Raw genomic sequence first — 21,697 nt, 5'->3', positions numbered from 1 at the left:
CGGGACCGTACGGACGCGCCGACATCAGGGCGATTCCCACTTCGAAGCGGAGGTGACGGGTCGCCGTGTCGGTAGTCGCTCCCGAACCGACGGATGAGCGGGACAGGAGAGACCCGGGCGAGGCCCGCGCGGGCGTCTTCCTGGCCCGGCTGACCGTCGCCCCGGCGCTGCTGCTGGTCTGCTGGCTGGCGGTCGCGCTGCCGCTGCTCATGGCCGGGGTGTTCACGCCGCTGCCCGCCATCGCGTCGTTCGTGCCGGTCGCCGCGCTCGTGCTGACCTTCGGCCTGCGGGCGGTACGCCCGGCCGGGGCGCGCTGGGGCTCGTGGTGGACGGTCGGCGGCCTGCTCGCCGTCACCGTGGCGTTCTGCGTGATGCAGCTCCTGACCTTCTCCGAGCAGATCGTGGTGCGCCGCGACCCCGCGTCGTACTTCAACTTCGCCACCTGGCTCGCCGGCCACGGGTCGCTGCCGATCCACCCGGCCCTGGGCCCGTTCGGCGGCGCGGATCCCGCGCTGTCGTTCGGCAGCCCCGCGTTCTACCAGCGCGGCGGCGTGCTGTGGCCGCAGTTCATGGCCGGTACGCCGATGATCCTCGCGCCGGTCGGGCGCCTCGCGGGCCCGTACGCCATGCTCGCCGCGATGCCGGTGATCGGGGCGCTGGCCGTCCTGTCGTTCGGCGGCCTGACCGCGCGCCTCGTCGGGCCCCGGTGGGCGCCGGCCGGCGCGCTGCTGCTGGCGCTGGTCTGGCCGATGATGATGATCTCGCGGTCGATCTACAGCGAGACGGCCGCGCTCGTGCTGGTGTGCGGCGGCCTGGCCCTCGCCATCGACGCCGTACGGGCGAACCGCCGCCTGACCGCGCTGCTCGGCGGGCTCGCGCTCGGGCTCACCATCCTGGTGCGCATCGACGGGCTGCGCGATGTGCTGCCCGTCGTGGCGTACGCCGGGCTGCTGGTGGCGCTGCGGCGGCGCACGGGGCCGGCGCTGTTCGCCGGGCTGGTCGCCGGCGTCGGCGCCGGGGTGATCGAGGGGTACACCCTGTCGCAGCCGTACCTGCACTACGTCCGTGCCTCACTGGTCCCGCTGCTGTACATCGGCGGGGCCGTGCTCGTGGCCACGGCGGTGGCGGTCGTCGTCGTGCGGCGGTGGGGCCTGCCCCGCCTGGACCGGTTCCGGCTGCCGGACCTTGCGCTGGCGGCGGTGTTCGCGGTGATGGCGTTCTTCGCCGCCCGGCCGAGCCTGCAGACGGTCCGGCGCGTGCCGCACAACCCCGACGACGAGGCCAACGCCTCCTTCATCGCGGCGCTGCAGAAGTCGCTGCGGCTGCCCGCCGACCCGTACCGGCAGTACTCCGAGCTGAGCCTGCACTGGGTGACCTGGTACATCGGCGTGCCGGCGGTGCTGCTCGCCACGATCGGCGCCGGCCTGCTCCTGCGCAAGCTGCTGCTCCGCCGCCGTACCGACTGGCTCCTGCCGTACGCGGTGATCGCGTGGACGACGGTGACCACGCTGTGGCGGCCGGGGATCACCCCGGACCATCCCTGGGCGAGCCGGCGGCTGATCGTCGTGGTGCTGCCCGGCCTGCTGCTGTTCGCGCTGTGGATGATGGCCTGGGCGGTGCGGAGCGTGCGGCGGCTGGGGTACGGGCCGCAGATCGCGGGCGGCACGGCGGTCGTCGGCGTGCTGCTGGTCCTGGTGCCCACCGTGCTGACCTCCGCCGGAATGATGTTCACCCCGACGGAGCAGGGCGAGGTGGCGCAGGCACGGTCGATGTGCCGCAGTATCGGCCCGCGCGCCACCGTGCTGATCATCGAGCGGGTCACCGCCGACCGCTTCACCCAGCTCGTCCGCGGCACGTGCGGTGTGCCGTCCGGCCGGATCCAGGTACGGCCGGGCTCCAACACCGCGGCGTCGGAGGACGTCGAGCGGATCAGTGAGAAGGTCGTCGCCGCGGGTCGCCGCCCGGTGCTCCTGGGCGCGAACTCCGTGGACGTGGCGCCGTACGGCACCGCGCGGCGCGTCTATCACGTCAGCACCCGCCGCGACTCCAGCAGCCTCGTCGCCGCTCCGCACGGCACGTGGTCACTGGCGATCAACGTCTGGATGGCCGTTCCCGTGTACGCAGGGTGAACAGTGCGTACCCTTGGCTCGTGGCCCAGCCAGTCCGAGTATCCTCGCCATGCGTGACTGACACGCCCCACGTGACGATCGTCCTGCCGTGCTACAACGAGCAGGACCACGTCATCGACGAGGTCGAGCGCATCTGTAAGGCGATGGATGCCAGTGGCCACACCTATGAGCTTCTCGCCGTCGACGACTGCTCGACCGACGGCACGCTGGCGCGGCTCGAGGAGGCGGCGCCGAACTTCCCCTCCATGCAGGTGGTCCCGTTCCACCGCAACGGCGGTTCCGGCACCGTGCGCCGCATCGGTTCCCAGCAGGCCAAGGGCGACATCGTCGTCTGGACCGACGCGGACATGAGCTACCCCAACGAACGCATCCCCGACCTGGTCGACATCCTCGACGAGGACCCGACCGTCGACCAGGTCGTGGGCGCGCGGACCAGCGAGGAGGGCTCGCACAAGCTCCTGCGGGTGCCCGCCAAGTGGTTCATCCGCAAGACGGCCGAGCGGCTGGCGGGGCAGAAGATCCCCGACCTCAACTCCGGCCTGCGCGCCTTCCGCCGTGACGTCGCCGAGCCGTACCTCAAGCTGCTGCCGCCCGGGTTCTCCTGCGTCACCACGATCACGCTGGCGTTCATGTCGAACCAGCACGACGTCCGGTACGTCCCGATCGACTACGCCAAGCGGGCCGGAAAGTCGAAGTTCCACTTCGTGCACGACGCCTACCGCTACATCCTGCAGGTGCTGCGGATGGTGATGTACTTCAACCCGCTCAAGGTGCTGATGCCGCCCGCGCTGTGGCTGCTCGGCCTGGGCATCGCCAAGGGCGTCTTCGACCTGATCGTGCACCCGGTGCGGTTCGCGAACAACACCGTCATGATCTTCGTGACCGGCATGATCATCGCTTCGCTCGCGCTGCTCGCCGACCTCATCGTGCGGTCGCGGGGAGACACGTGAAGATAGCGATCGTGGGTCCCGCCTTCCCGTACAAGGGAGGCGGCGCACACCACACGACCGAACTCGCCCACCGGCTCGCCGCGGCCGGGCACGAGGTGACGATCGAGTCGTGGAAGGCCCAGTATCCGGGCTTCCTCTACCCGGGCGAGCAGACGATCTCCACGCCAGAGGGCGTGCCGTTCCCGGGCACCCGCCGCACGCTGGCCTGGTACCGCCCGGACGGCTGGATCCGCACGGGGCGGCGGCTGCGCTCCTTCGACCTCGTCGTGCTGGTGGTGCTCTCGCCGGTCCAGGTGCCGGCCTACCTCGGCATGGCGCGTGGCCTCGGCCGCGGAGGCCCCCGCCTGATCGCCCTCTGCCACAACGTCCTGCCGCACGAGCGCAAGCCCTACGACGTCCCGCTGATGCGGCGGCTGCTGCGTCGCGTGGACGGCGCCCTGGTGCACTCCGCGCAGCAGGCGCAGCTCGCCCGCGACCTCGCGCCCGGCACCCCTGTGGTCACCGCCGGACTGCCCGCCCACCTGCCGACGCCCGCCGGCGGCACGCCGGTCGTGGTCGCCGACGCCGAGCCGGCCGACCACCTGCTGTTCTTCGGCATGGTCCGGCCGTACAAGGGGCTGGACGTGCTGCTGAGAGCCCTCGCGCGCCTCGACGGCGTCTCGCTGACCGTGGCCGGGGAGTTCTGGGGCGGTGTGGACGAGACGCGCGCGCTGATCTCCTCGCTCGGCCTGGACGACCGGGTCGAGCTGCGGCCGGGGTACGTCCCGGCGGACGACGTGCCGGGCCTGTTCGCCCGCGCCGACGCGCTCGTGCTGCCCTACCGCACGGCGACGGCTTCGCAGAACGTCTTCATGGCGTACGAGCACGGCGTCCCGGTGATCGCCACCCGCGCCGGCACCCTCGCCGATCATGTACGCGACGGCATCGACGGACTGCTGTGCGACCCGGACGACGTCGACTCGCTGAGCGACGCGCTGAAACGCTTCTACGCCCCGGGCGAGCCGGCCCGGCTGCGCGCGGGCGTGAAACCGGTCGACGCGGAACCGCACTGGGTCGCTTATCTGGAGCAGTTGCTCAGTCACTGATTTTCGCCCGGCGGCGACGCGCCGGTCTCGCTGGAAAACCGGAACTCCCCCTCGTATGAGGAGGGGGAGTCGGTTTTCAGCGCCTAGAATTCGTGGCCGTATTCTCCACCGTGGCCGTATTCTCCGCCGCGACCCCGTTCCCGGCGTCGGTCGACCGGACTGTTTATCCACAGGGAGGACTCGGCGGAATTCGTCGTCGCCGGAGTGCGTGAACGGGGGCCTGCAGGCGCCCACTGCATGACATAGCGTTCCCGCGCACCAATCACCGATAACCGGTTTATGGTGCGCTTTGTCCAGCTTTTGCTAGTCCGTGGTCTCGTCGTGCGGGGTCAGCGCGCGCAGGTGGGCTTCGAGCAGGGCGACGTGGTCCTCGGGCCGTGCCGGGCCCGGCCGGAGAACGGTCGTCAGGCTCAGGCCGTCGATGAGGGCGGCGAGGCGTTCGGTCTCCAGTGTCAGGTCGAGGTCCCGCCGGAGCGTGCCGGTCTCGTGGAGCCGGTCCAGGAGCAGGCGTACGAAGACGCGCTCGTCGGCGGACGCCTCCTGGGCCGGTGCCTGGAACGACGTGTCGGTCCGGCTCGCGACCATGAAGTCGAGGAAGACCGCCACCTCGCTGCGGCGGCGGGTGTCCAGCGGAAGCAGTTCGGCCAGCAGATCCGTCGCGGCGCGGAGCCGCTCGGCGGGGGACAGGTGCCGGAAGTCGCCGAGCTCGTCGAGGCGGGTCCGCAGGCGGGTGCCGAGCCGGTCGAGCATCGAGCGCATCGCGAACGTCATCAGGTCGTGGTGACTCGCGAAGTAGTGACGTACGGAACCGATGCTGAGCCCCGCCTCCTCGGCGACGGTGCGCAGCGAGGCGCTGTGCAACCCGTCGCGCTCCGTCACCCGGAACAGCGCGTCGATGACGTCCGTACGGCGGGCGACGGGATCCACGTACCGGGGCATGCGACGAATCTAGCCGTCCTCTCGGTGCCCTGGACAATGCGGCGCCATCGACTACGCACTGTAGTAGCACGGTCATGCTACATTGGCTCTCGTTCGTTCTTCTCACCCCCTGCAGGAGGTCTCATGGGACAGAGGCGTCGGCGTCATGGCGCACGTCTGGTCCGCCTGGCACTCGACCTGGGGATCTCTCCCCTCGCGTACTACGGCGGTGTTCTCGCCGGTGTCTCCACGCTGCGCTCGTTGCTCACCGCCACGGTGGTGGCCGGCGTATGGCTGGTCGCCGTCACCGTGCACGATCGCAAGGCGGACGCCCTGGCCGTCTGCATGCTGGGGATGTACGGCGTCATGGCCGCCCTGGCGGCGGCGACCGCCGACCCACGGCTCCTGCTCACGCGCGATCCGGTGACCAGCGGGCTGGCGGGCCTGGTGTTCCTGGGAAGTTGCGTCAAGGGCACGCCCGCGACCGCGTACCTCGCGCGCAAGCTGCATGGCGAGCGGCCGGCGGACGAGCGGGCGCACCGCAGGCTGCACCTGGTCGAGACCGTCGTACTGGGCATCGGGCTGACCGCCGAGGCGCTGCTGCGGCTCGTGCTGGTCTTCACGCTGCCGCTCTCCACGAGCGCCACCGTGGTTCCGCCCGTGGAGTTCGCCGTCCTGCTGCCGCTGGTCGGCTGGGCGGTGTGGCATCGCAGGCGCGCTCGCGCGGCGGACGGCGGCGCCCGGGCCGCGTCCGACCCGCGGGCCCCGGTCGGCGCCGCGGCGGACGGACCGGGGTGGACGCGATGAGGACCCTGGAGAGCACGCCGGCGGCGGACGGCTTCCGCATGCCGGCCGAGTGGGAACCCCACGAGGGATGCTGGATGGCGTGGCCGCAGAACGGCTACGTGTGGCGGGAGGGCGCACGGCCCGCCCAGCGCGCCCTGGCGGCCGTCGCCAACGCGCTCGCCGACGTCGGCGAGCAGGTCACCGTCACGGTCACCGGCGACCAGTACGCGCACGCCCGCGCGGTACTCGACGGCCGCGTCCGCGTGGTGGAGACCACGTGCTGGCTGGGCTGGGCGCGCGACATCGCCCCGACCTACGTCGTCGACCGCGAGGGCCGCCGGCGCGGGGTGGACTTCGCCTTCAACGGCTACGGCGCCCGTTACCCGTACTGGGCCACCGACGACCAGTACGCCCGGAAGGTCCTCGACCTCACCGGGACCGATCGCTACCGCGCCCCCATGGTCCTGGAGGGCGGGGCGTTCCACGTCGACGGCGAGGGCACCGCCCTCGTCACCGCCGAGACCCTTCTGGACCCCGACCGGAACCCGGCGCCCTCCCAGCCCGCGATGGAAAAGCTTCTCCATGACTACCTGGGCGTCACCCGCACCGTCTGGATCGAGTGGGGCCTGACCTGCGACGAGACGCGCGGCCACGTGGACAACATCGCCTGCTTCGCCGCTCCCGGCGTCGTCTGCCTCACCTGGACCGACGACCCGCGCGACCCGCAGTACGAGCGCAGCGCCCGCGCGCTGGAGGACCTACGGCACGCCACCGACGCCCGGGGAAGGACACTGCGGGTGGAGAAGCTCCCCCTGCCCGGCCCGCTTCACCGCACCGATGAGGAGGCCCGCGGCGTCGACACCCTCGGCGTGCCCGACACGGGACCCGGCCGCCTCGCGGCGTCGTACGCGAACTTCTACCTCACGTCCGACCACGTCTTCGCGCCACTGCTCGACCCCGAACACGACGACGAGGCGATGCTCCGACTCGGCCGGATCTTCCCGAACCACACCGTCGTCGGCCTCCCCACCCGCGAACTCCTCCTGGGCGGCGGCAACATCCACTGCGCGACCCAGCAGATTCCCGCCCTCGGCGTTCTCGACGCTGATTCTCCTGACGAACGCGCCCGTAAGGGCCTCTCGGTGCGCTAATCCCCCGATTCCCCGACGTAATCGAACGGTGTCGCTGAGTGATCGGCGATCTGTGTTTAACTGAAGTATGCGTAGTGGAGGTGAGGAAGGCATGGCCGTGCCCCTTGAGGTCGACCTGCCCCGTGACCACTACACCGTCGAGGACTGGCTTCACCTGCCCGAAACCGTCGGGCAGCGGATCGAGCTCATCGACGGGAGCTTTGTCGTGAGTCCCACGCCGTTGTCGACTCATCAGCTCTGCGCCAAGCGGCTGGTACGCATTCTGGACGATGCCGCATCGCATGACCTCGAGGTCCTCGAAGCGTTCGGCGTGCGGACGGCGAACGAGGTGCCGGTCCCGGATGTGGTGGTCGGTGACGCAGACGTGATTCTGGGTGGCGCCACCGTGCTGCTCCCCGAGCAGACTCACCTCGTGGCCGAGATCGTCAGTCCGAGTCACCGCCAGCGGGACTATCACGACAAGCCCCGGATCTACGCCGGCGTCGGCATCCCGACCTTCCTTCGCATCGAACTGGCCGGGATCGCGCCGCCGTACGTCGAGGTGTTTCATCTGCGTGACGGCGCGTACACCCTGGTGGCGAAGGCGAACGCGGGGCAGGTGCTGGAGCTGACCCAGCCGTTCCCCGTCGCGTTCGACCCGGCGCGTCTCGTCGGACGGCGTGCGGCGTAGCGCTCGGAGCAGGGCGCGCTTGGGTCTGGCCCCGCCGTAGGTTGAAGATCGCTTGGGCGTCGCGACGCGCCGCGCGGGGAATTCTGTGATCGCCGGGTACGGCTTCACAGCTTCGGGGGATGTCAGCAGATGGCGTTGAAGCACTCGCGGCGCGGCGGTCGTTCCACCCGTGACCTGGAGGTGAATCCCCTCTTCAGCCAGGAGCCGGTCACGGTTCCCCGGTACGCCCTGCCGCCGGGGAGATGGACCCGGCGACCGCACATGCCGGCCCGGCTGTGGCACGCCCCGGATCCCCGGCGGGTGGCGGGGTGCTCGACGACCGGATCGAGCGAGGCCGCCAGCGCGGTGATCGCGCCGTTCCTCGACTCGGGCCTGGTGTGGGACTTCCGGCTGCCCCGCGTGGCGTCGATCAACACCTCCGGCCACAAGTACGGGCTGGTCATGCCCGGTCTCGGCTGGGCGCTGTGGCGTGACGCCGATGCGCTGCCGGACGACCTGGTCTTCCACGTCAACGACCTGGGCGGGCAGATGCCCACGTTCGCGTTGAACTTCTCCCGTCCCGGCGCCCAGGTCATCGCGCAGTACTACAACTTCCTGCGGCTGGGCTTCGACGGATACCGCCGCGTCCAGCGCACCTGCCGGGACGTCGCCGTGCGGTTGGCCGGACGGATCGCCGCGCTGGGGCCGTTCGAGCTGATCACCGACGGCGGCGAGGCGCCGGTCTTCGCGTTCCGGCTGCGCCCGGAGATCACCAACTTCACCGTCTTCGGCGTCTTGGCCGCCCTGCGCGAATACGGGCGGCTGGTGCCCGCGTACACCTTTCCACCGGACCGTACCGACCTGTCGGTGTTGCGGATCGTCGTCCGCAACGGGGCGTTCGCTCACGGCATCAAGACGTGATGTGTCGCCTGTTCGGGATGAGCAGTTCGCCGCGGCGTACGCACGCCACGTTCTGGCTGCTGGACGCCCCCGACAGCCTCAGCGACCAGAGCCGGCGGGACCCGGACGGTACGGGGCTGGGCTACTTCGACGCCGACGGCACCCCGCGGGTGAGCAAGGCGCCCATCGCCGCGTACGAGGACCGGCGTTTCGCGACAGAGGCCAAGCAGGTCGAGTCGACGACCTTCCTCGCGCACATCCGCTTCGCCTCGACCGGCGGCCTGGAGCGGCGCAACACTCACCCGTTCGAACAGGACGGTCGCCTGTTCGCGCACAACGGCGTGCTGGAGAACCTGGACGAGCTCGACACCGAGCTCGGTCCGGACATCGCGCTGGTCCACGGGGACACCGATTCCGAACGGTTCTTCGCTCTGATCACACGCGAGATCCGGGCTCATGGCGGGGACGTCGCCGGCGGCATCGTCCGCGCGGCCCGCTGGGTCGCCGACCGCCTGCCGGTCTACTCCCTCAACCTGGTCCTGACGACCGCGGACGGGCTGTGGGCGTTGCGCTACCCGGACACCCACGCCCTGTACGTGCTCGAACGCCCGCCGGGCGGCCGGCACGGCGACCGGCACCTGGACCACGGCGGCACCGCCGGCCACATGCGCGTCCATTCCCGCGACCTGACCGGCGCGCCCGCGGTCGTGATCGCCAGCGAACGCATGGACGACAACCCCGCCTGGCGCCTGATGGAACCCGGCGAGCTCCTCCACGCGGGACCCGGCCCGCGCGTCACCCACACGATCGCGCTTCCCCGCGAACCGAGCCATCGGCTCCGCCTGAAGGATCTGCGGCCCGAGGCCGCCGAATCCCAGAAGTCCGCGTAGGGACCCGGCGCGCCTCGCCGGACGACGCGCCGGGTACGGGGTGTCTCAGGCGCTGATGCCCTCGATGTGGGGCTGGAGCTCCTTGAGCAGGGCACGCTTGGGCTTGGCCCCGACGATCTGCTGTACCGGCTCGCCACCCTTGAACAGCAGCAGGGTGGGCAGACCCATGACGCCGTAGCGGTTCGGAACGTTCGGGTTGGCGTCGTAGTCCAGCTTGGCGATCTTGAGCTTGTCGCCGTGCTCCTCGGCGATCTGGTCGAGCACCGGAGCGATCATGCGGCAGGGTCCGCACCAGGTCGCCCAGAAGTCGACCAGCACGGGCGTTTCGCTCGCCAGCACCGCCTCGTCGAAGGTCGCGTCGGTCACGGTAAAGGGCGCGGCCGCGTCCGCCATCAGATGTCTCCTTCCGGGCGCACCGCCCGTACGGCGGCGACGTCTCACGCTGAAAGTCGCGAACCGCCCAAGTTGTTCCCGCACTGCCGGCCTCAAGTCCGGGGGCTCAGTCCCGCGACGGACAGCCGGAACAGCCGGTCCGCCGCGGCGGCGGGGTCCGGATGGTGCTCCGTCGCGAGGACGATGCCGACGATCAGCGCGATCAGGTCGGCGATGGTGACGCCGGGGGGCACCGTGCCGTCCTGCATGGCGCGGTGCAGCAGGGGATCTCCCGCCTCTCGCATCACCGCCGCGCAGGTGTTGTCGTGCAACGGGTCGGGCTCGGTCCCGTCGTAGGTCAGCGCGGCCGCCAGCCCCCGGGCGGAGGCGGAGTAGGCGACGACGTCACTCAGCCATTCCAGGAGCGCGGCCCGGCTGTCGCTCTCGCCGGTCAGGGCCTGGGCGCGGGTGGCCAGGGCTTCGATCCGTTTCCGGGACACCGCCTCCAGCAGCGCGCGCCGGGTGGGGAAGTGGCGGCGCACGGTCGCCGAGCCGACCCCCGCGATGCGGGCGATCTGTTCCAGGGAGGCGTCGGCGCCGTGGGCGGCGATCTCCTCCTCGGCCACGGCGAGGATGCGCCCGTAGTTGCGCCGGGCGTCCGCGCGCTGGCGGTCGGGCATCGGCCTCGTCTCCAGGGTCGGTTGTCATGCGGCGGGGTTGTTAAGTGGCGGGCCCCGCCATATCGTAGCGCGGAGAAAACGGCGGGCCCCGCCGTTTAGTGTCGAGCACCCCGAGGAGCACCATGTCCACATACTCCGCGCCCGTCCTGGTCACCGGCGCCACCGGCAGGCAGGGCGGGGCCACCGCCCGTGCCCTGCGTGCGGCGGGCGTCCCCGTACGCGCCCTGGTGCGCGACCCGTCCACGGACCGGGCCAGGGCCGTCGAGGCGCTCGGCGCCGAACTGGTCACCGGCGATCTCCACGACCGCGACTCCGTGATCCGGGCCGCCGAGGGCGCCCGCGCGGTCTTCTCCGTGCAGATGCCCGCGATCGTCGGCGATGCCTTCGACTTCGAAGGGGAGATCGCCCAGGGCGTCAACCTCGTCGAGGGCGCGAAGGCCGCCGGAGTGCCGCAGTTCGTGCACACGTCCGTCACCGGCGCCGGCCGGCACACCGAGGTTCCGGGCTGGGCCGAGGGCCGGTGGGCTTCGATGGAGGGCACCCTGGGCGCCAAGAGTGCGATTCAGGACCGGGTCCGCGAGGCCGGCTTCCCGCACTGGACGCTGCTCAAGCCGGGCTTCTTCATGGAGAACTTCCTCCCGTCCATGGCGTTCCTGTTCCCGCGCGGCGTCGAGGGCGGTCTGGTGAGCGTCCTGAACCCCGAGACCCGGCTGTCCCTGGTCGCGGTGGACGACATCGGCAGGGCGGCCGCCGCGGCCGTCGCCGCGCCGGAGCGGTTCGACGGGGTGGAGCTGGAGCTGGCGAGCGACCATCTGTCGATGAAGGAGATCGCCGAGGTCCTCTCCCGCGCCCTGGGCACACGGCTGACCGCGCCGGACATGACCGAGGAGGAGGCCCTCGCCGCCGGAATGCCCGCGATGGGAGCCACCCACGAGTGGCTGAACGTGGCCGGACAGCCGGGCCGCCCGGAGTACGCGAGGGCCCTCGGCCTCCCGCTCACGAGTTTCGAGGAGTGGGCGCGGGAGCACATGCGGGCAGCGGCCTGACCGTTTTCTTGGCCCGGGGTCGCCGAGTCCACGCCACGGCGGTCGACCGTCCAGCCGGTCGCCCCGGCCTCGCAGGGTGGTGTTCTGCCGGAGGATCCGCCGCATGACGCCGTAGCCGGTGCCGAACTTGTCGGCGACCTGGCGGATGCTTCAGCCCGGCTCGTAGAGGCGTACCGCGTCCTCGGCGCGTTGCCGTAGGGCATCGCCCGATTCGCCGCGTTCGGCCTCGAGGAGGCGGCGGATCGCCGCGAGGCGGTAGCGACGGTGACCGCCGGGAGTGCGGATCGGCGTGAGCCTGCCGTCGCGTGCCCACCGTACGGACCCCGAAGAGCTCCGCCACCTCCCGGCGTCTGAGCAGGTCATCGTCGCCTTGGGGGAGTCTCATGAGACGGCCTCGCCGGTCACCGCACGCCGGGGGAGCGCGGCCGCGCGTTCGTCGTGAGTGAGTGGGCCGCCCACGGCCAGGAGAGCGTGGACGACCTTATGGGCTCAGCCCCCTCCTTCTCGCGGCCACGGCTGTCACGCCGGAGCGTTCGCGAATGCCGTGCGGATCTCCGCGCAGAAGGCTTCGGGCACTTCGAGCATCGGGAAGTGGCCCCCGTGCTCGGCCACACTCCAGTGGCGCAGGTCGCGGTAGCGCTCCTCGACCCATGAGCGGGGCAGCTTCTGAAGGTCGCGGGGGAAGACCGTCACGGCCGCCGGCACCGTCACGGGCGTGTTCGTGTCGGACATGCCGAGGCCGCGGAAGCTCTCCCAGTACAGCCGGGCCGCGGACGCGCCGGTGCGGGTGAACCAGTACAGCGAGACGTCGTCGAGGATGCGATCCCGGGACACCGCCTCCTCGGGGTTGGTCTCTGAGTCGGAGAAGTCAAAGAACTTCTCCGCGATCCAGGCGAGCTGGGCGGTCGGCGAGTCGACCAGCGCGTACCCGATCGTCTGCGGGCGTGTGGACTGCTGGAGCGCGTAGCCCCGCCCTGACCGCCCGAACTCGGCGTACTCCTCGAGCCAGCGCTTCTCGGTCGGCGTGAGCGTGTTGTCGTCGAATCCCTCGGGGCGCGGCGCCCAGGGCACGGTGGTATGCATCATGGCGACCCGTTCGGGGTGGCGCACGGCGATCGTGATCGTGACCATGGCGCCCCAGTCGCCGCCCTGAACGAAGAACCGTTCGTAGCCGAGCCGGGTCATCAGCGCGACCCAGGCATCGGCGATGCGCTCGATGCCCCACCCCGCCTCGGCCGGCTTCTGGGAGTAGCCGAACCCGGGCAGGGACGGGATGACGAGGTGGAACGCGGGCTCGCCGTCGCACGGCTCGGCGAGCGCGTCGATCACGTCGAGGGTCTCGATGACCGATCCCGGCCACCCGTGCGTGATCAGCAGGGGACGAGCATCCGGCCGCGAGGACCGGATGTGGAGGAAGTGGACGCCGAGGCCGTCGAGGATCGTGTGCGACTGTCCGTGCGAGGCCAGCTCGCCCTCCACGCGCCGCCAGTCGTGCTCATCGCGCCAGTAGCGGATGAGCTCGGTCAGGTAGTCGAGGGGGATGCCCTGCGCCCAACCGGGTGCCGTCTCCGGTTCGGGGAGCCGGGCTCGGCTGAGGCGTTCTCTCAGGTCGTTGATCTCGTGATCCGGCACGACGGGCCGAAACGGGGTGATCTCCGCATTCTGGCGGTCACTCATCGGGAGGTTCCTTTCCACGGTCGCGTTGACGTGGTCGCGCGGCGGTCGCGTTCAGCCGGTGACCGGGCGGATCGGCAGGAGGGTGCCGGACAGGTGCATGGACTCGTCGGCGCACAGGAAGCGCACGAAGGGAACGATGTCCTCGGGCCGGCCGACTCGCCCGCCCGGGTACGCCGACGCGACGCGCTCGGCGTACCCGTCTTCGACAGTGCCGCGCATGCCCGGGGTGTCGGTCAGACGGCGTACGTCGCGGATGTCGGCGTGCAGTAGTCGCAGCTTCTCCGTGGGGAGCATCAGTCCCGCATTGCTGACCAGGGCATCGATCCGCCCCCATCGGCCGTCGATGGCGCCGACCGCTTCGGCGACGGCGGCCTCGTCCGTGACGTCGCACTTGAGAGCCAGTGGCTCCTCCGCGCTCGGCACGCTCTGCTCGATCTCGCGGGCGACCGCAGCGAGGTCCGCGCCGTCGCGTTCTAGGAGGGCGATGCGCGCACCCTCCGCCGCGAGGACGGAGTTCGCCGAGCATGGTCTCGAGGGCGCTCGGGTGGACCGCATCGCCGGGGCAGCGGGAGTGAACAAGGAGCGGATCTACGGCCACTTCGGCAACAAGGAACAGCTCTTCGAGGCGGTGCTCTCGGCCGCGCTGACCGAGGCGGCGGAACTCAAGCCGGCCGCCGGACTGACCGACCCGGCCGCCTACGCGGCCGCGACATTCGACTTCCACCGGTCGAACCCGCACTTGATCCGCCTGTTGATGTGGGAGTCGTTGCAGCGACAGCGGATCTCACCGGAGGCCGCGGCGCGGCGAACGCGCTTCTACACCGAGGCCGCACAGCGGCTCGTGCCTCCGGGTATCGACGACGAGACCGCACGGTTCGTCCTGTACGGCATCCTGGCGCTGGCGACGTGGGCCCAGGCGTTGCCCATCGCCGGCTCGATGGTGTTCGGAGGCGCCCCCGACCCACAGGATCTGCGCGAACGGATCGCGAACGCCGCCGCCGCGCTCGTCGAACCTCGCCAGTGAACGCGGCCGGGCGATGTCGGTGCCGTTCGCCTGACGGCCGGTGGCCGAAGCCGTACGTGTCGGGCGTCGGTCACCGGGTGCCCGGCTGTTCCTCCAGGAGTTCGGCCTCTTCGAGGGCCGGGTGGCGGGAGCCCAGGAGCACCGCCGCGCCCGCCCATGCCAGGTCGGCGACGGTCATCACGACCCTTGAGGCCAGGGCGACGATCAGTGGGGCGCCCGCGGGCAGGACCGGGCCCAGTGTCACGGTGAGCGCCGCCTCCCGTACCCCCACGCCGCCTGGTGCGATGACGACCAGGAATCCGGCGGTGAACGCCAGCGCGTACGCGCCGGTGGACAGGAAGAAGCCCGACCCGCCCGCCGCGCGGACCAGCAGCCAGGCGTGCGCGCCGAACAGCAGCCAGCCCAGTGCCGTCCAGGCCACCGCGCGGATCATCGTGGCCAGGCCCGCCGTACGGTCGAGGGGCTGGCGCCGGGCGAGCCGGAGTGCCCGGTTGAGCGCCCACGCCACGATCCGCGGGTGCAGCAGGGCCAGGAAGATCGGCGCGAGCACCAGCAGCCACCAGTAGCGACGGGTGGCATCGGACGAGGTCAGCGGCAAGGTCACGGCCGCCGCCGCGCAGCCGGTGGCGATCGTGGTGGCCATCGCCAGCAGGGCCGCCGTCGCACCGCGCTGGCGGGGTACGCGATGTTCCTTCGCCAGCTCCATCTGGGCGACCAGCGCCCACACCGAGCCGGGGATGTACTTGCCGAGCTGGGAGACGAAGTAGACCCGCACGGCCGCCCGCAGGGGGAGCGGCGAGCCCATCCCGGCCAGCAGCGACCGCCAGCCCAGCATCCAGGCGCCGAGCCCGGCGACGCCGGCGACGAGCGCGGCGACCATGTACGGCCAGGAGAAGGCCGTCAGCGCATGGCGGGTGTCGTCCCAGCGCGACGCCAGGCCGTACACGCAGAAGGCGAGCGCGACGACGACCAGCGCCACGCGAGGCAGGCGACTCGCTCGCAGCCGGGAGATCACCCGGTCAGGGTAGTCGTTGGCCGGCCTGGCCCGGGCATCACGCTCGCGCCCGCCGGATGAACAACGGCCCGTTCGCGCCGAAACCCGGCGGTACGGGCCTTCGTCGAACTTCCCGCTCGGCCGCTCACGTACGCTGCGGCCTCACGACGTGCGCATAGGCCGATAAGTCGGCCCGCGCGGGGGATAGGGGTGTGCCGTGAGCGGCGGCAGGACGGCGGGCGAGGTGCGCCGGCGGCGGCGCCGGAGGGTTGTATGGGCGGTCGTCGTGGCGCTGGTGGTGGGCGGGGTCGCGGCGCTGACCACGCTGCTGGGGCAGAACGAGCGTGTCGCCCGCATGTGGGTCGAGGCGGAACTGTCCGCCGACGGCAGTGCCCGCGTCACCGAGGTGATCGACTACGACTTCGGGGGAGCCAACCGCCGGCACGGCATCTTCCGCGACGTCCCCGGCATACCCGAGGACGCCAAGGTGAGCGTCACCATGGACGGCAAGCCGGTCCCGTACGACGTGGATCCCTACTGGGGCGATCACGGTGAGACCCGGATTCTCATCGGTGACGCCGACCACTTGATCAGCGGCCATCACCGCTATCGCATCCAGTACCCGCTGGAGGGCGTCGCCCCCGGCGGGAAGCTCGCCTGGAACGCCGTGGGCACCGGGTGGCAGGTCCCGCTCAGCCACATCGAGATCCAGGTGACCGGGCCTTTCGCCTTCGGTGACGTCCGCTGCGTCAGCGGCCGGTCCGGCTCCAGGAACCCGTGTCGGGCCGGCCGGCCGCAGCCGGGGCAGCTCACGCTCGGGCTCGACGCGCTGAAGGCGGGTCAGGGCGCCACGCTGTACGCCACCTCCGCCGGCAGGCTCGCCGCCGCGCCACCGTCGCCGGCCGAGCCCTCCGGCCCGGTCGTCCTCGCCGACCGGCCCGGTGCGCTGTGGGCCGGGCTGTACGCCGCCGGGATCGCTCTGGCCGCCGGGCTGCTGGTGGGGTGGGTGATGCGGAGGGCCGGGCGTGAGCGGATCGCCGCCGACGCGCTGCCAGGCTCCCCGCCGGCCGGCAAGGTGCGCCGCGTGGACGTCACGCGGTTGGCCTCCCTGGCCACCGAGGCGTCGTCCCCGCCGGAGGAGCTGACCCCGGCGCAGGGCGGCCTTCTGCTCGACGAGTTCGTCTGGCCCAGGCACCAGGTGGCCTGGCTGCTGAGTACCACGATCGACGGCTACCTCGTCCTGGGCGACGACAACGACTCGTATCCCACCCTCACCCGCCCGTCGCGGGAGGAGGTCACGCGCGACGACCGTGCCGTCCGGGACGTGCTGGACCAGGCATTCGTGGGTCGTGACTCGCTGGTGCTCGGCGGCTCCTACGACCCGTACTTCACGAAGGCCTGGAACAAGATCGCCGATCAGCTGAGAGGGTGGCTCGACGGCAGTGGCCTGTGGGAGCCGGGCCGGGAGAGGTTGAGAAGACGTCTCGTGCTCGGCGGTGTGGTCGGTGCCCTGGCCGGTCTGATCGCCGTGGGCGTCGCCGGTGCCGCCGCGGGAGGTGCGCACGGGTACTGGTCGGTGTTGCTGCCCATCGGGGCGGCCGTGGCGGGCGCGAGCGTCGCACTGTTCGCCTGGGCGGACGAGACGCTGGTCCGCACCCCTCGGGGGTCGAAGCTGTGGCTCGAAGTGGAGTCCTTCCGCCGCTACCTGGCCGGAGCGGGCGCCGAGCATGTGGAGAAGGCGGCCGAGGCCGGAGCGCTGGACCAGTACACCGCCTGGGCGGTGGCCCTCGGCGTGGCCGACCGCTGGTCCGAGGCGGCGGAGAAGTCGACGGTGCCTCCGGTGTCCGGGCACCGGCGCGCAAGGGCGTCCCTGTACCGACCGCTGATGGCCACGGCGATCCTCTCGGCGGTCTCCTCGACCACCAGGGCGCCGTCTTCCAGCGGATCGAGTTCGGGCTCCGGATCGAGCTCCGGCGGCGGCTTCTCGGTCGGCGGCGGTGCGGGCGGCGGAGGAGGCGGCTCCTGGTGACGGCCGTACGGCGGAAGCAAACGGTGAACACTCGGTGATCAGCGGATACCGCTCAGGTTCCGCCCGTAGAGTGGGGTCGCGATGAAACTCAACGACGCAAAGGCCTTCGTGGGCCATCAGGTGCACGTGTGCCGTTTCCGTGAGGCCGGGACGCTTCTCCGCTGGATGGGTGACGACCTGCGCGGCAAGCGGGTGCTCGACGTCGCCGGCGGTGACGGCTACTGGGCGGGGCAGGCGCGCAAGCGCGGCGCGTACGCGGTCTCCATCGACCTGGCCCGCGGCAAGATGCTCTACGGCCGTACGCTCAAGTACACGCCGGCGCTGATCGAGTGCGACGCGCTCCGGCTGCCGTTCGCCGACGAGTCCTTCGACGCGCTGCTGTCGGTGTGCGCCATCGAGCACTTCGACGACGGCGGCACGGCGCTGGACGAGATGTCGCGCATCCTCAAGCCGGGCGGCGAGCTGTTCATGTCCGCCGACGTGCTGAGCCGGTCGCGCGACTGGCCCAAGCTCCGCGAGGCGCACTGCGAGAAGTACCACGTGCAGCACACCTACACGCACGAGACCCTGGCCGGGCTGCTCGGCGAGCGCGGCATGGAGCTGGTCGACTACTCCTACCAGTTCCGCAGCCGGACCACCGAGCGCCTCTACCTGTCGCTGTCGGCGTACGGGGGCCGGGTCGGTTTCAACGCCGCCGCGCCGCTGACGCCCCTCGTGGCACTCGCCGACCGCCGCAGTCCCAATGACCGCGGCAGCATCGTGCTGATCAGGGCGCGCAAGAAATAGTGACGTCCCCCCGTTCCGGACTGATCGGCGTAGGCTTCCGATCGGGGAGTGATCCCCACCACTTCGGCACCTAACGAGGGGGCGACTGTCAACGTGGTGCCTCGGGTCCTCGTCGACGCGACCGCTGTACCCGCTGACCGCGGTGCGCTGGGGCGATATGTCGACGGCCTGATCGCCGCGCTGCACCGCGCGGACGCCGATCTGGCCGTCGCCTGCCAGCGATCGGATGAGGAGCGCTACGCCGCGCTCGCACCGAAGGCCCGTGTCGTCTCGGGGCCGCCGGCGATCGTGCACCGGCCGGCGCGGCTGGCCTGGGAGCAGACCGGGCTGCCGTTCATCGCCAAGCAGGTCGCCGCCGACGTCATCCACGCGCCGTACTACTCGACACCGTTGCGGCCGGGGGTGCCCGTGGTCGTCACGGTGCACGACGTCACCTATTTCGCCGAGCCGGAGGTGCACAACCCGGTCAAGGCGACCTACATCAAGTCGGCCACGCGCACCGCGGTACGCCGCGCGGCCCGGCTGATCGTGCCGTCCAAGGCGACGCGTGACGAGATGGTCCGGCTGTTGCGCGCCGACCCGACGCGCATCGACGTCGCCTACCACGGCGTCGACCACGAGATCTTCCACCCGCCGGGCGAGGACGAGCGGCGGCGCGTCTCCGACCGGCTCGGCCTGCACGGCCACCCGTACATCGCGTTCCTCGGCGCGCTGGAGCCGCGCAAGAACGTCCCGAACCTCATCCGCGGCTGGGTACGCGCCGCCGACGGCCTGAAGGACGCGCCCGCCCTCGTGCTGGCGGGCAGCGGCGGCTGGGACGACGAGGTCGACGCGGCGCTCGCCGACGTCCCGCACCAGCTGAGAGTGCTGCGGCCGGGCTATCTGCGCTGGTCGTCGCTGCCGGGGTTCTTCGGCGGCGCGCTCGTCGTCGCGCTGCCGAGCCGGGGCGAGGGCTTCGGGCTGCCGGTGCTGGAGGCGATGTCCTGCGGCTCGGCCGTGCTGACGACGCACCGTTCGTCGCTGCCGGAGGTGGGCGGTGAGGCCGTCGCCTACACCGAGCCCGACGCCGAGAGCATCGGCGCGGCGCTGAGCACGCTGATCGCCGACGACGCCCGCCGGCGCGCGCTCGCCGAGGCGGCCGCCGCCCGCGCCGCGGAGTTCACCTGGACGGCGTCCGCCGAGGCGCATCTCGCTTCCTACCGGCGCGCCGCCGAGCAGTAGTGTGGCCGCCACACCGATAAGGGAGGGACACGCTGGAAGCGATTCTGCTGGTCGGAGGTAAGGGCACGCGGCTGCGGCCGCTGACCATCTCCACCCCCAAACCGCTGCTTCCCACCGCCGGCGTGCCACTGCTGGAGCACCTGCTCAGGAAGGCCCGCGCGGCCGGGATCCGGCGCATCGTCTTCGCGACGTCCTATCGCGCGTCGATGTTCACCGAGGCGTTCGGCGACGGCTCGCGGCTCGGCCTCGAACTCGTCTACGTCACCGAGGACCAGCCGCTCGGCACGGCCGGCGCGATCCGCAACGCCGCGCGCGAGCTGACGTGCGACGCCGACAGCCCGGTCGTCGTGCTGAACGGCGACATCCTGTCGGGCCACGACCTGGCGGCCCAGATCATGATGCACGAGAAGTCCGGCGCGGCCGTCACGATGCACCTGACCCTGGTCAACGACGCGCGCCGCTACGGCGCCGTGCCGACGACCTCCGAGGGCAAGGTCATCGAGTTCGTGGAGAAGTCGCCGAAGCCGCCGACCAACCAGGTCAACGCGGGCTGCTACGTCTTCCGGCGCTCGGCGATCGAGGCCATCCCCGAGGGCCGGGTCGTCTCGGTGGAGTACGAGACCTTCCCCGGCCTGCTCGCCGCCGGCGAGACGATCATGGGGTACGTCGAGGGCGCGTACTGGCTCGACGTGGGCACGCCGAGCACGTTCGTGCAGGGCTCGTGCGACCTGGTGCTCGGCCGGATGACGTCGCCGGCGGTCACGCCCGGCGGCGGCGTGCTGTTCCTCAACGGCTCGGTGGTCGCCCCGGAGGCCGCGGTCTCCGGCGGTACGGCCGTCGGCGCCGGGGCCGTGGTCGAGTCGGGCGCGACGGTGGAGTCCAGCGTGCTGTTCGACGGGGCCGTGGTCGAGCAGGGCGCGCGGGTCTCCCGCTCGGTGATCGGCCGGGGCGCCCGCATCTGCGCGGGCGCGGTGCTCGACGAGACGGTGATCGGCGACGGCGCGATGGTCGGCGCGGGCAACGAACTGCGCGGCGGCCTGCGGCTGTGGCCCGGCACCCAGCTCCCGCCGACCGCGGTGCGGTTCTCCAGCGACGTCTGAGGCCGGCGCCGAGAAGTGGTGCTGGGTACACCCCGGCCCGGGGTCTGACCGGCTGGGGCGGGACAGGCGGCGTGCCTAGTTTCGTCGGCATGAGGATTCTTTCATCCGCCGCTCTCGCCGGGCTCGCCCTGGCCGGGGTCGTCTCGGCGCCCACCCGGTCGTCGGCCACGTCACCGCACGGGGATGACTCCGGCGGACGGGGCCGCGTGGTCTCCGCCAAGAAGATCGCCGGTCTCTCCCGGCAGCAGACGGCCTCGTACCTGGACACGATGAACTTCGGGTCGCCGGCGCCCAGGTACGGGATCGACGAGTACGCGATCGTCTACCGGACGATCACCCCCACGGGAGCGTCGACCACCGCCAGCGGCCTGCTCATCCTGCCGCGCAGCAAGGACCGTACGCTGCGCACGGTCGCCTACGAACACGGCACCAACCCCACGCGGCTGGACGCGGCGACGACCTCCGCCGAGAGTTACGACCGGGCCGCGGCGGCGCTCATGGCCGCCGCCGGGTTCGGCACGGTGGCCCCCGACTACCTCGGGCTCGGCCTCGGGCCGGGGCACCACCCGTACATGGACCACGCCTCGGAGACGACCGCCTCGCTGGACATGCTCCGCGCGGCCGGTGAGGTCGCCGCCGACCACGGCCGCTCGCTCACCTCGAAGGTGCGGGTCACCGGCTTCTCCCAGGGCGGCGCGGCGGCGATGGCGCTGGGCCGCGTCCTGCAGGCGCGCGGGCGGCTCGTCGCGCTTGCTCCGATCAGCGGCCCGTACGACGTCGAGCACGCCGAGATCCCGGTGGGTCTCCACGGCGATCGGCTGTCGCCCCAGGAGGTCACCTTCTACCTCGGCTACTGGACGACGTCGATGAACCGGCTGCACCACTTCTACACGTCGCCGTCCGAGGTGTTCCGGAAGCCGTACGACGAGACCGTGGAGACTCTCTTCGACGGTGACCACAGCGGGGCGCAGATCTTCGCCGGACTGCCCGCGACGCCGCAGGAGCTGCTCCGGCCGGAGTTCATCGCGCGGCTCGACCACCCCGACGGCTCCCTCGCCCGCGCGCTGCGCGAGAACGACGACACCTGTTCCAGCTGGCGGCCCGGGGTGCCGATCCGTATCTTCGCCGCGCACGGCGACAAGGACGTGACGATCCTCAACGCGCGGCACTGCCAGGCGCAGCTGCGCGAGCACGGGGTCGACGCGCCGTTGACCGACGTCGGCGCGACCGACCACAACGGCTCCGCGTTCCGCTCCGTGCCGCAGGTCGTACGCTGGTTCGCCTCCCTGTAAGAACGGCGAAACCACGTA

General features: G+C 71.6%; 22 protein-coding genes. 15 read left to right on the top strand and 7 right to left on the bottom strand.

Annotated features, from left to right (window positions below):
* Positions 1 to 65: 65 nt before the first annotated feature.
* From ACQEV1_RS48590 to ACQEV1_RS48580, 3 genes are read left to right on the top strand one after another with little or no spacing between them, the layout of a single operon-like run.
* A complete protein-coding gene (locus ACQEV1_RS48590; RefSeq protein ID WP_433404594.1) occupies positions 66 to 2,129 on the top strand; it encodes a hypothetical protein in 2,064 nt (687 codons plus the stop codon).
* A gap of 53 nt (positions 2,130 to 2,182) precedes the next feature.
* Positions 2,183 to 3,079: a glycosyltransferase family 2 protein gene (locus tag ACQEV1_RS48585; RefSeq protein WP_285625684.1), complete on the top strand. Its 897-nt coding sequence runs from the start codon at positions 2,183 to 2,185 to the stop codon at positions 3,077 to 3,079.
* Complete coding sequence (locus ACQEV1_RS48580) at positions 3,076 to 4,164, top strand: glycosyltransferase family 4 protein (protein WP_433404591.1); 1,089 nt, start codon at positions 3,076 to 3,078, stop codon at positions 4,162 to 4,164. Before ACQEV1_RS48585 ends, ACQEV1_RS48580 begins: the two co-directional genes overlap by 4 nt.
* A gap of 303 nt (positions 4,165 to 4,467) precedes the next feature.
* On the opposite strand, the gene ACQEV1_RS48575 is transcribed toward ACQEV1_RS48580, so the two are convergent.
* Complete coding sequence (locus ACQEV1_RS48575) at positions 4,468 to 5,103, bottom strand: TetR/AcrR family transcriptional regulator (RefSeq protein WP_433404587.1); 636 nt, start codon at positions 5,101 to 5,103, stop codon at positions 4,468 to 4,470.
* 123 nt (positions 5,104 to 5,226) lie between these two features.
* Here ACQEV1_RS48575 and ACQEV1_RS48570 point away from each other — a divergent pair, with 123 nt between their 5' ends.
* The 5 genes from ACQEV1_RS48570 to ACQEV1_RS48550 all read left to right on the top strand — a co-directional run bounded on the left by ACQEV1_RS48570 (position 5,227) and on the right by ACQEV1_RS48550 (position 9,458).
* Positions 5,227 to 5,889 carry a VC0807 family protein gene (locus ACQEV1_RS48570; RefSeq protein ID WP_433404584.1) on the top strand — a complete coding sequence of 221 codons (663 nt, stop codon included), beginning with the start codon at positions 5,227 to 5,229 and terminating at the stop codon, positions 5,887 to 5,889.
* Complete coding sequence (aguA, locus tag ACQEV1_RS48565; protein ID WP_433404581.1) at positions 5,886 to 7,019, top strand: agmatine deiminase; 1,134 nt, start codon at positions 5,886 to 5,888, stop codon at positions 7,017 to 7,019. The genes ACQEV1_RS48570 and aguA overlap by 4 nt, the downstream gene beginning before the upstream one ends.
* 91 nt (positions 7,020 to 7,110) lie before the next feature.
* Positions 7,111 to 7,689: a Uma2 family endonuclease gene (locus ACQEV1_RS48560; RefSeq protein WP_285625694.1), complete on the top strand. Its 579-nt coding sequence runs from the start codon at positions 7,111 to 7,113 to the stop codon at positions 7,687 to 7,689.
* Between the two features lie 129 nt (positions 7,690 to 7,818).
* Positions 7,819 to 8,589, top strand: a complete 771-nt coding sequence (locus ACQEV1_RS48555; protein WP_433404579.1) for a pyridoxal-dependent decarboxylase — start codon at positions 7,819 to 7,821, stop codon at positions 8,587 to 8,589.
* On the top strand, positions 8,589 to 9,458 hold the full coding sequence (locus tag ACQEV1_RS48550; protein WP_285625699.1) for a class II glutamine amidotransferase: 870 nt from the start codon (positions 8,589 to 8,591) through the stop codon (positions 9,456 to 9,458). The genes ACQEV1_RS48555 and ACQEV1_RS48550 overlap by 1 nt, the downstream gene beginning before the upstream one ends.
* Positions 9,459 to 9,503: 45 nt before the next feature.
* On the opposite strand, the gene trxA is transcribed toward ACQEV1_RS48550, so the two are convergent.
* The gene (gene trxA / locus ACQEV1_RS48545) at positions 9,504 to 9,851 is read right to left on the bottom strand and encodes a thioredoxin (protein ID WP_285579202.1); all 348 of its coding nucleotides are present in this window, start codon (positions 9,849 to 9,851) and stop codon (positions 9,504 to 9,506) included.
* 92 nt (positions 9,852 to 9,943) lie between these two features.
* Positions 9,944 to 10,510, bottom strand: a complete 567-nt coding sequence (locus ACQEV1_RS48540) for a TetR/AcrR family transcriptional regulator (RefSeq protein WP_433404574.1) — start codon at positions 10,508 to 10,510, stop codon at positions 9,944 to 9,946.
* A gap of 122 nt (positions 10,511 to 10,632) precedes the next feature.
* Between ACQEV1_RS48540 and ACQEV1_RS48535 the strand changes: the two genes are divergently transcribed.
* Positions 10,633 to 11,556, top strand: coding sequence for an NmrA/HSCARG family protein (locus ACQEV1_RS48535; protein ID WP_285625705.1), 924 nt, complete (start codon positions 10,633 to 10,635; stop codon positions 11,554 to 11,556).
* Positions 11,557 to 11,706: 150 nt separating this feature from the next.
* On the opposite strand, the gene ACQEV1_RS48530 is transcribed toward ACQEV1_RS48535, so the two are convergent.
* From ACQEV1_RS48530 to ACQEV1_RS48520, 3 genes are all read right to left on the bottom strand, one after another.
* Positions 11,707 to 11,919 carry a hypothetical protein gene (locus ACQEV1_RS48530; protein ID WP_433404570.1) on the bottom strand — a complete coding sequence of 71 codons (213 nt, stop codon included), beginning with the start codon at positions 11,917 to 11,919 and terminating at the stop codon, positions 11,707 to 11,709.
* 156 nt (positions 11,920 to 12,075) lie between these two features.
* The gene (locus ACQEV1_RS48525; protein WP_433404567.1) at positions 12,076 to 13,233 is read right to left on the bottom strand and encodes an epoxide hydrolase family protein; all 1,158 of its coding nucleotides are present in this window, start codon (positions 13,231 to 13,233) and stop codon (positions 12,076 to 12,078) included.
* A gap of 51 nt (positions 13,234 to 13,284) precedes the next feature.
* Entirely contained in the window at positions 13,285 to 13,788 is a 504-nt protein-coding gene (locus tag ACQEV1_RS48520) for an SDR family oxidoreductase (RefSeq protein WP_433404565.1), read from the bottom strand.
* Here ACQEV1_RS48520 and ACQEV1_RS48515 point away from each other — a divergent pair.
* A complete protein-coding gene (locus ACQEV1_RS48515) occupies positions 13,718 to 14,257 on the top strand; it encodes a TetR/AcrR family transcriptional regulator (protein WP_433404562.1) in 540 nt (179 codons plus the stop codon). The two genes, ACQEV1_RS48520 and ACQEV1_RS48515, sit on opposite strands and share 71 nt — an antisense overlap.
* 70 nt (positions 14,258 to 14,327) lie before the next feature.
* On the opposite strand, the gene ACQEV1_RS48510 is transcribed toward ACQEV1_RS48515, so the two are convergent.
* Positions 14,328 to 15,272 carry a lysylphosphatidylglycerol synthase transmembrane domain-containing protein gene (locus tag ACQEV1_RS48510; protein WP_285625716.1) on the bottom strand — a complete coding sequence of 315 codons (945 nt, stop codon included), beginning with the start codon at positions 15,270 to 15,272 and terminating at the stop codon, positions 14,328 to 14,330.
* Between the two features lie 196 nt (positions 15,273 to 15,468).
* Here ACQEV1_RS48510 and ACQEV1_RS48505 point away from each other — a divergent pair, with 196 nt between their 5' ends.
* The 5 genes from ACQEV1_RS48505 to ACQEV1_RS48485 all read left to right on the top strand — a co-directional run bounded on the left by ACQEV1_RS48505 (position 15,469) and on the right by ACQEV1_RS48485 (position 21,679).
* Entirely contained in the window at positions 15,469 to 17,280 is a 1,812-nt protein-coding gene (locus ACQEV1_RS48505) for a DUF2207 domain-containing protein (protein WP_433404559.1), read from the top strand.
* Between the two features lie 81 nt (positions 17,281 to 17,361).
* Positions 17,362 to 18,066, top strand: a complete 705-nt coding sequence (locus ACQEV1_RS48500) for a class I SAM-dependent methyltransferase (RefSeq protein ID WP_285625722.1) — start codon at positions 17,362 to 17,364, stop codon at positions 18,064 to 18,066.
* Positions 18,067 to 18,162: 96 nt separating this feature from the next.
* Complete coding sequence (locus tag ACQEV1_RS48495; RefSeq protein ID WP_285625725.1) at positions 18,163 to 19,287, top strand: glycosyltransferase family 4 protein; 1,125 nt, start codon at positions 18,163 to 18,165, stop codon at positions 19,285 to 19,287.
* A gap of 32 nt (positions 19,288 to 19,319) precedes the next feature.
* Positions 19,320 to 20,387 carry an NDP-sugar synthase gene (locus ACQEV1_RS48490; protein ID WP_285579473.1) on the top strand — a complete coding sequence of 356 codons (1,068 nt, stop codon included), beginning with the start codon at positions 19,320 to 19,322 and terminating at the stop codon, positions 20,385 to 20,387.
* A gap of 89 nt (positions 20,388 to 20,476) precedes the next feature.
* The gene (locus tag ACQEV1_RS48485; protein WP_433404556.1) at positions 20,477 to 21,679 is read left to right on the top strand and encodes an alpha/beta hydrolase family protein; all 1,203 of its coding nucleotides are present in this window, start codon (positions 20,477 to 20,479) and stop codon (positions 21,677 to 21,679) included.
* Positions 21,680 to 21,697: the final 18 nt, after the last annotated feature.

The sequence above is a fragment of the Actinoallomurus sp. CA-142502 genome (assembly GCF_050936355.1).
Taxonomy (GTDB): domain Bacteria; phylum Actinomycetota; class Actinomycetes; order Streptosporangiales; family Streptosporangiaceae; genus Actinoallomurus; species Actinoallomurus iriomotensis.
The sequence above is the reverse complement of the archived record's forward strand: the minus strand, read 5'-3'. Positions and strand labels throughout refer to the sequence as shown.

Bases quoted from the DNA above. Each gene is read 5' to 3' on its own strand.
- ACQEV1_RS48485 (WP_433404556.1), top strand. From the start codon at position 20,477: ATGAGGATTCTTTCATCCGCCGCTCTCGCCGGGCTCGCCCTGGCCGGG.
- trxA (WP_285579202.1), bottom strand. From the start codon at position 9,851: ATGGCGGACGCGGCCGCGCCCTTTACCGTGACCGACGCGACCTTCGAC.
- ACQEV1_RS48550 (WP_285625699.1), top strand. From the start codon at position 8,589: ATGTGTCGCCTGTTCGGGATGAGCAGTTCGCCGCGGCGTACGCACGCC.
- ACQEV1_RS48520 (WP_433404565.1), bottom strand. From the start codon at position 13,788: ATGCGGTCCACCCGAGCGCCCTCGAGACCATGCTCGGCGAACTCCGTC.
- ACQEV1_RS48525 (WP_433404567.1), bottom strand. From the start codon at position 13,233: ATGAGTGACCGCCAGAATGCGGAGATCACCCCGTTTCGGCCCGTCGTG.
- ACQEV1_RS48555 (WP_433404579.1), top strand. From the start codon at position 7,819: ATGGCGTTGAAGCACTCGCGGCGCGGCGGTCGTTCCACCCGTGACCTG.
- ACQEV1_RS48570 (WP_433404584.1), top strand. From the start codon at position 5,227: ATGGGACAGAGGCGTCGGCGTCATGGCGCACGTCTGGTCCGCCTGGCA.
- ACQEV1_RS48575 (WP_433404587.1), bottom strand. From the start codon at position 5,103: ATGCCCCGGTACGTGGATCCCGTCGCCCGCCGTACGGACGTCATCGAC.
- ACQEV1_RS48500 (WP_285625722.1), top strand. From the start codon at position 17,362: ATGAAACTCAACGACGCAAAGGCCTTCGTGGGCCATCAGGTGCACGTG.
- ACQEV1_RS48515 (WP_433404562.1), top strand. From the start codon at position 13,718: ATGCGCGCACCCTCCGCCGCGAGGACGGAGTTCGCCGAGCATGGTCTC.
- aguA (WP_433404581.1), top strand. From the start codon at position 5,886: ATGAGGACCCTGGAGAGCACGCCGGCGGCGGACGGCTTCCGCATGCCG.
- ACQEV1_RS48560 (WP_285625694.1), top strand. From the start codon at position 7,111: ATGGCCGTGCCCCTTGAGGTCGACCTGCCCCGTGACCACTACACCGTC.
- ACQEV1_RS48530 (WP_433404570.1), bottom strand. From the start codon at position 11,919: ATGACCTGCTCAGACGCCGGGAGGTGGCGGAGCTCTTCGGGGTCCGTA.
- ACQEV1_RS48535 (WP_285625705.1), top strand. From the start codon at position 10,633: ATGTCCACATACTCCGCGCCCGTCCTGGTCACCGGCGCCACCGGCAGG.
- ACQEV1_RS48540 (WP_433404574.1), bottom strand. From the start codon at position 10,510: ATGCCCGACCGCCAGCGCGCGGACGCCCGGCGCAACTACGGGCGCATC.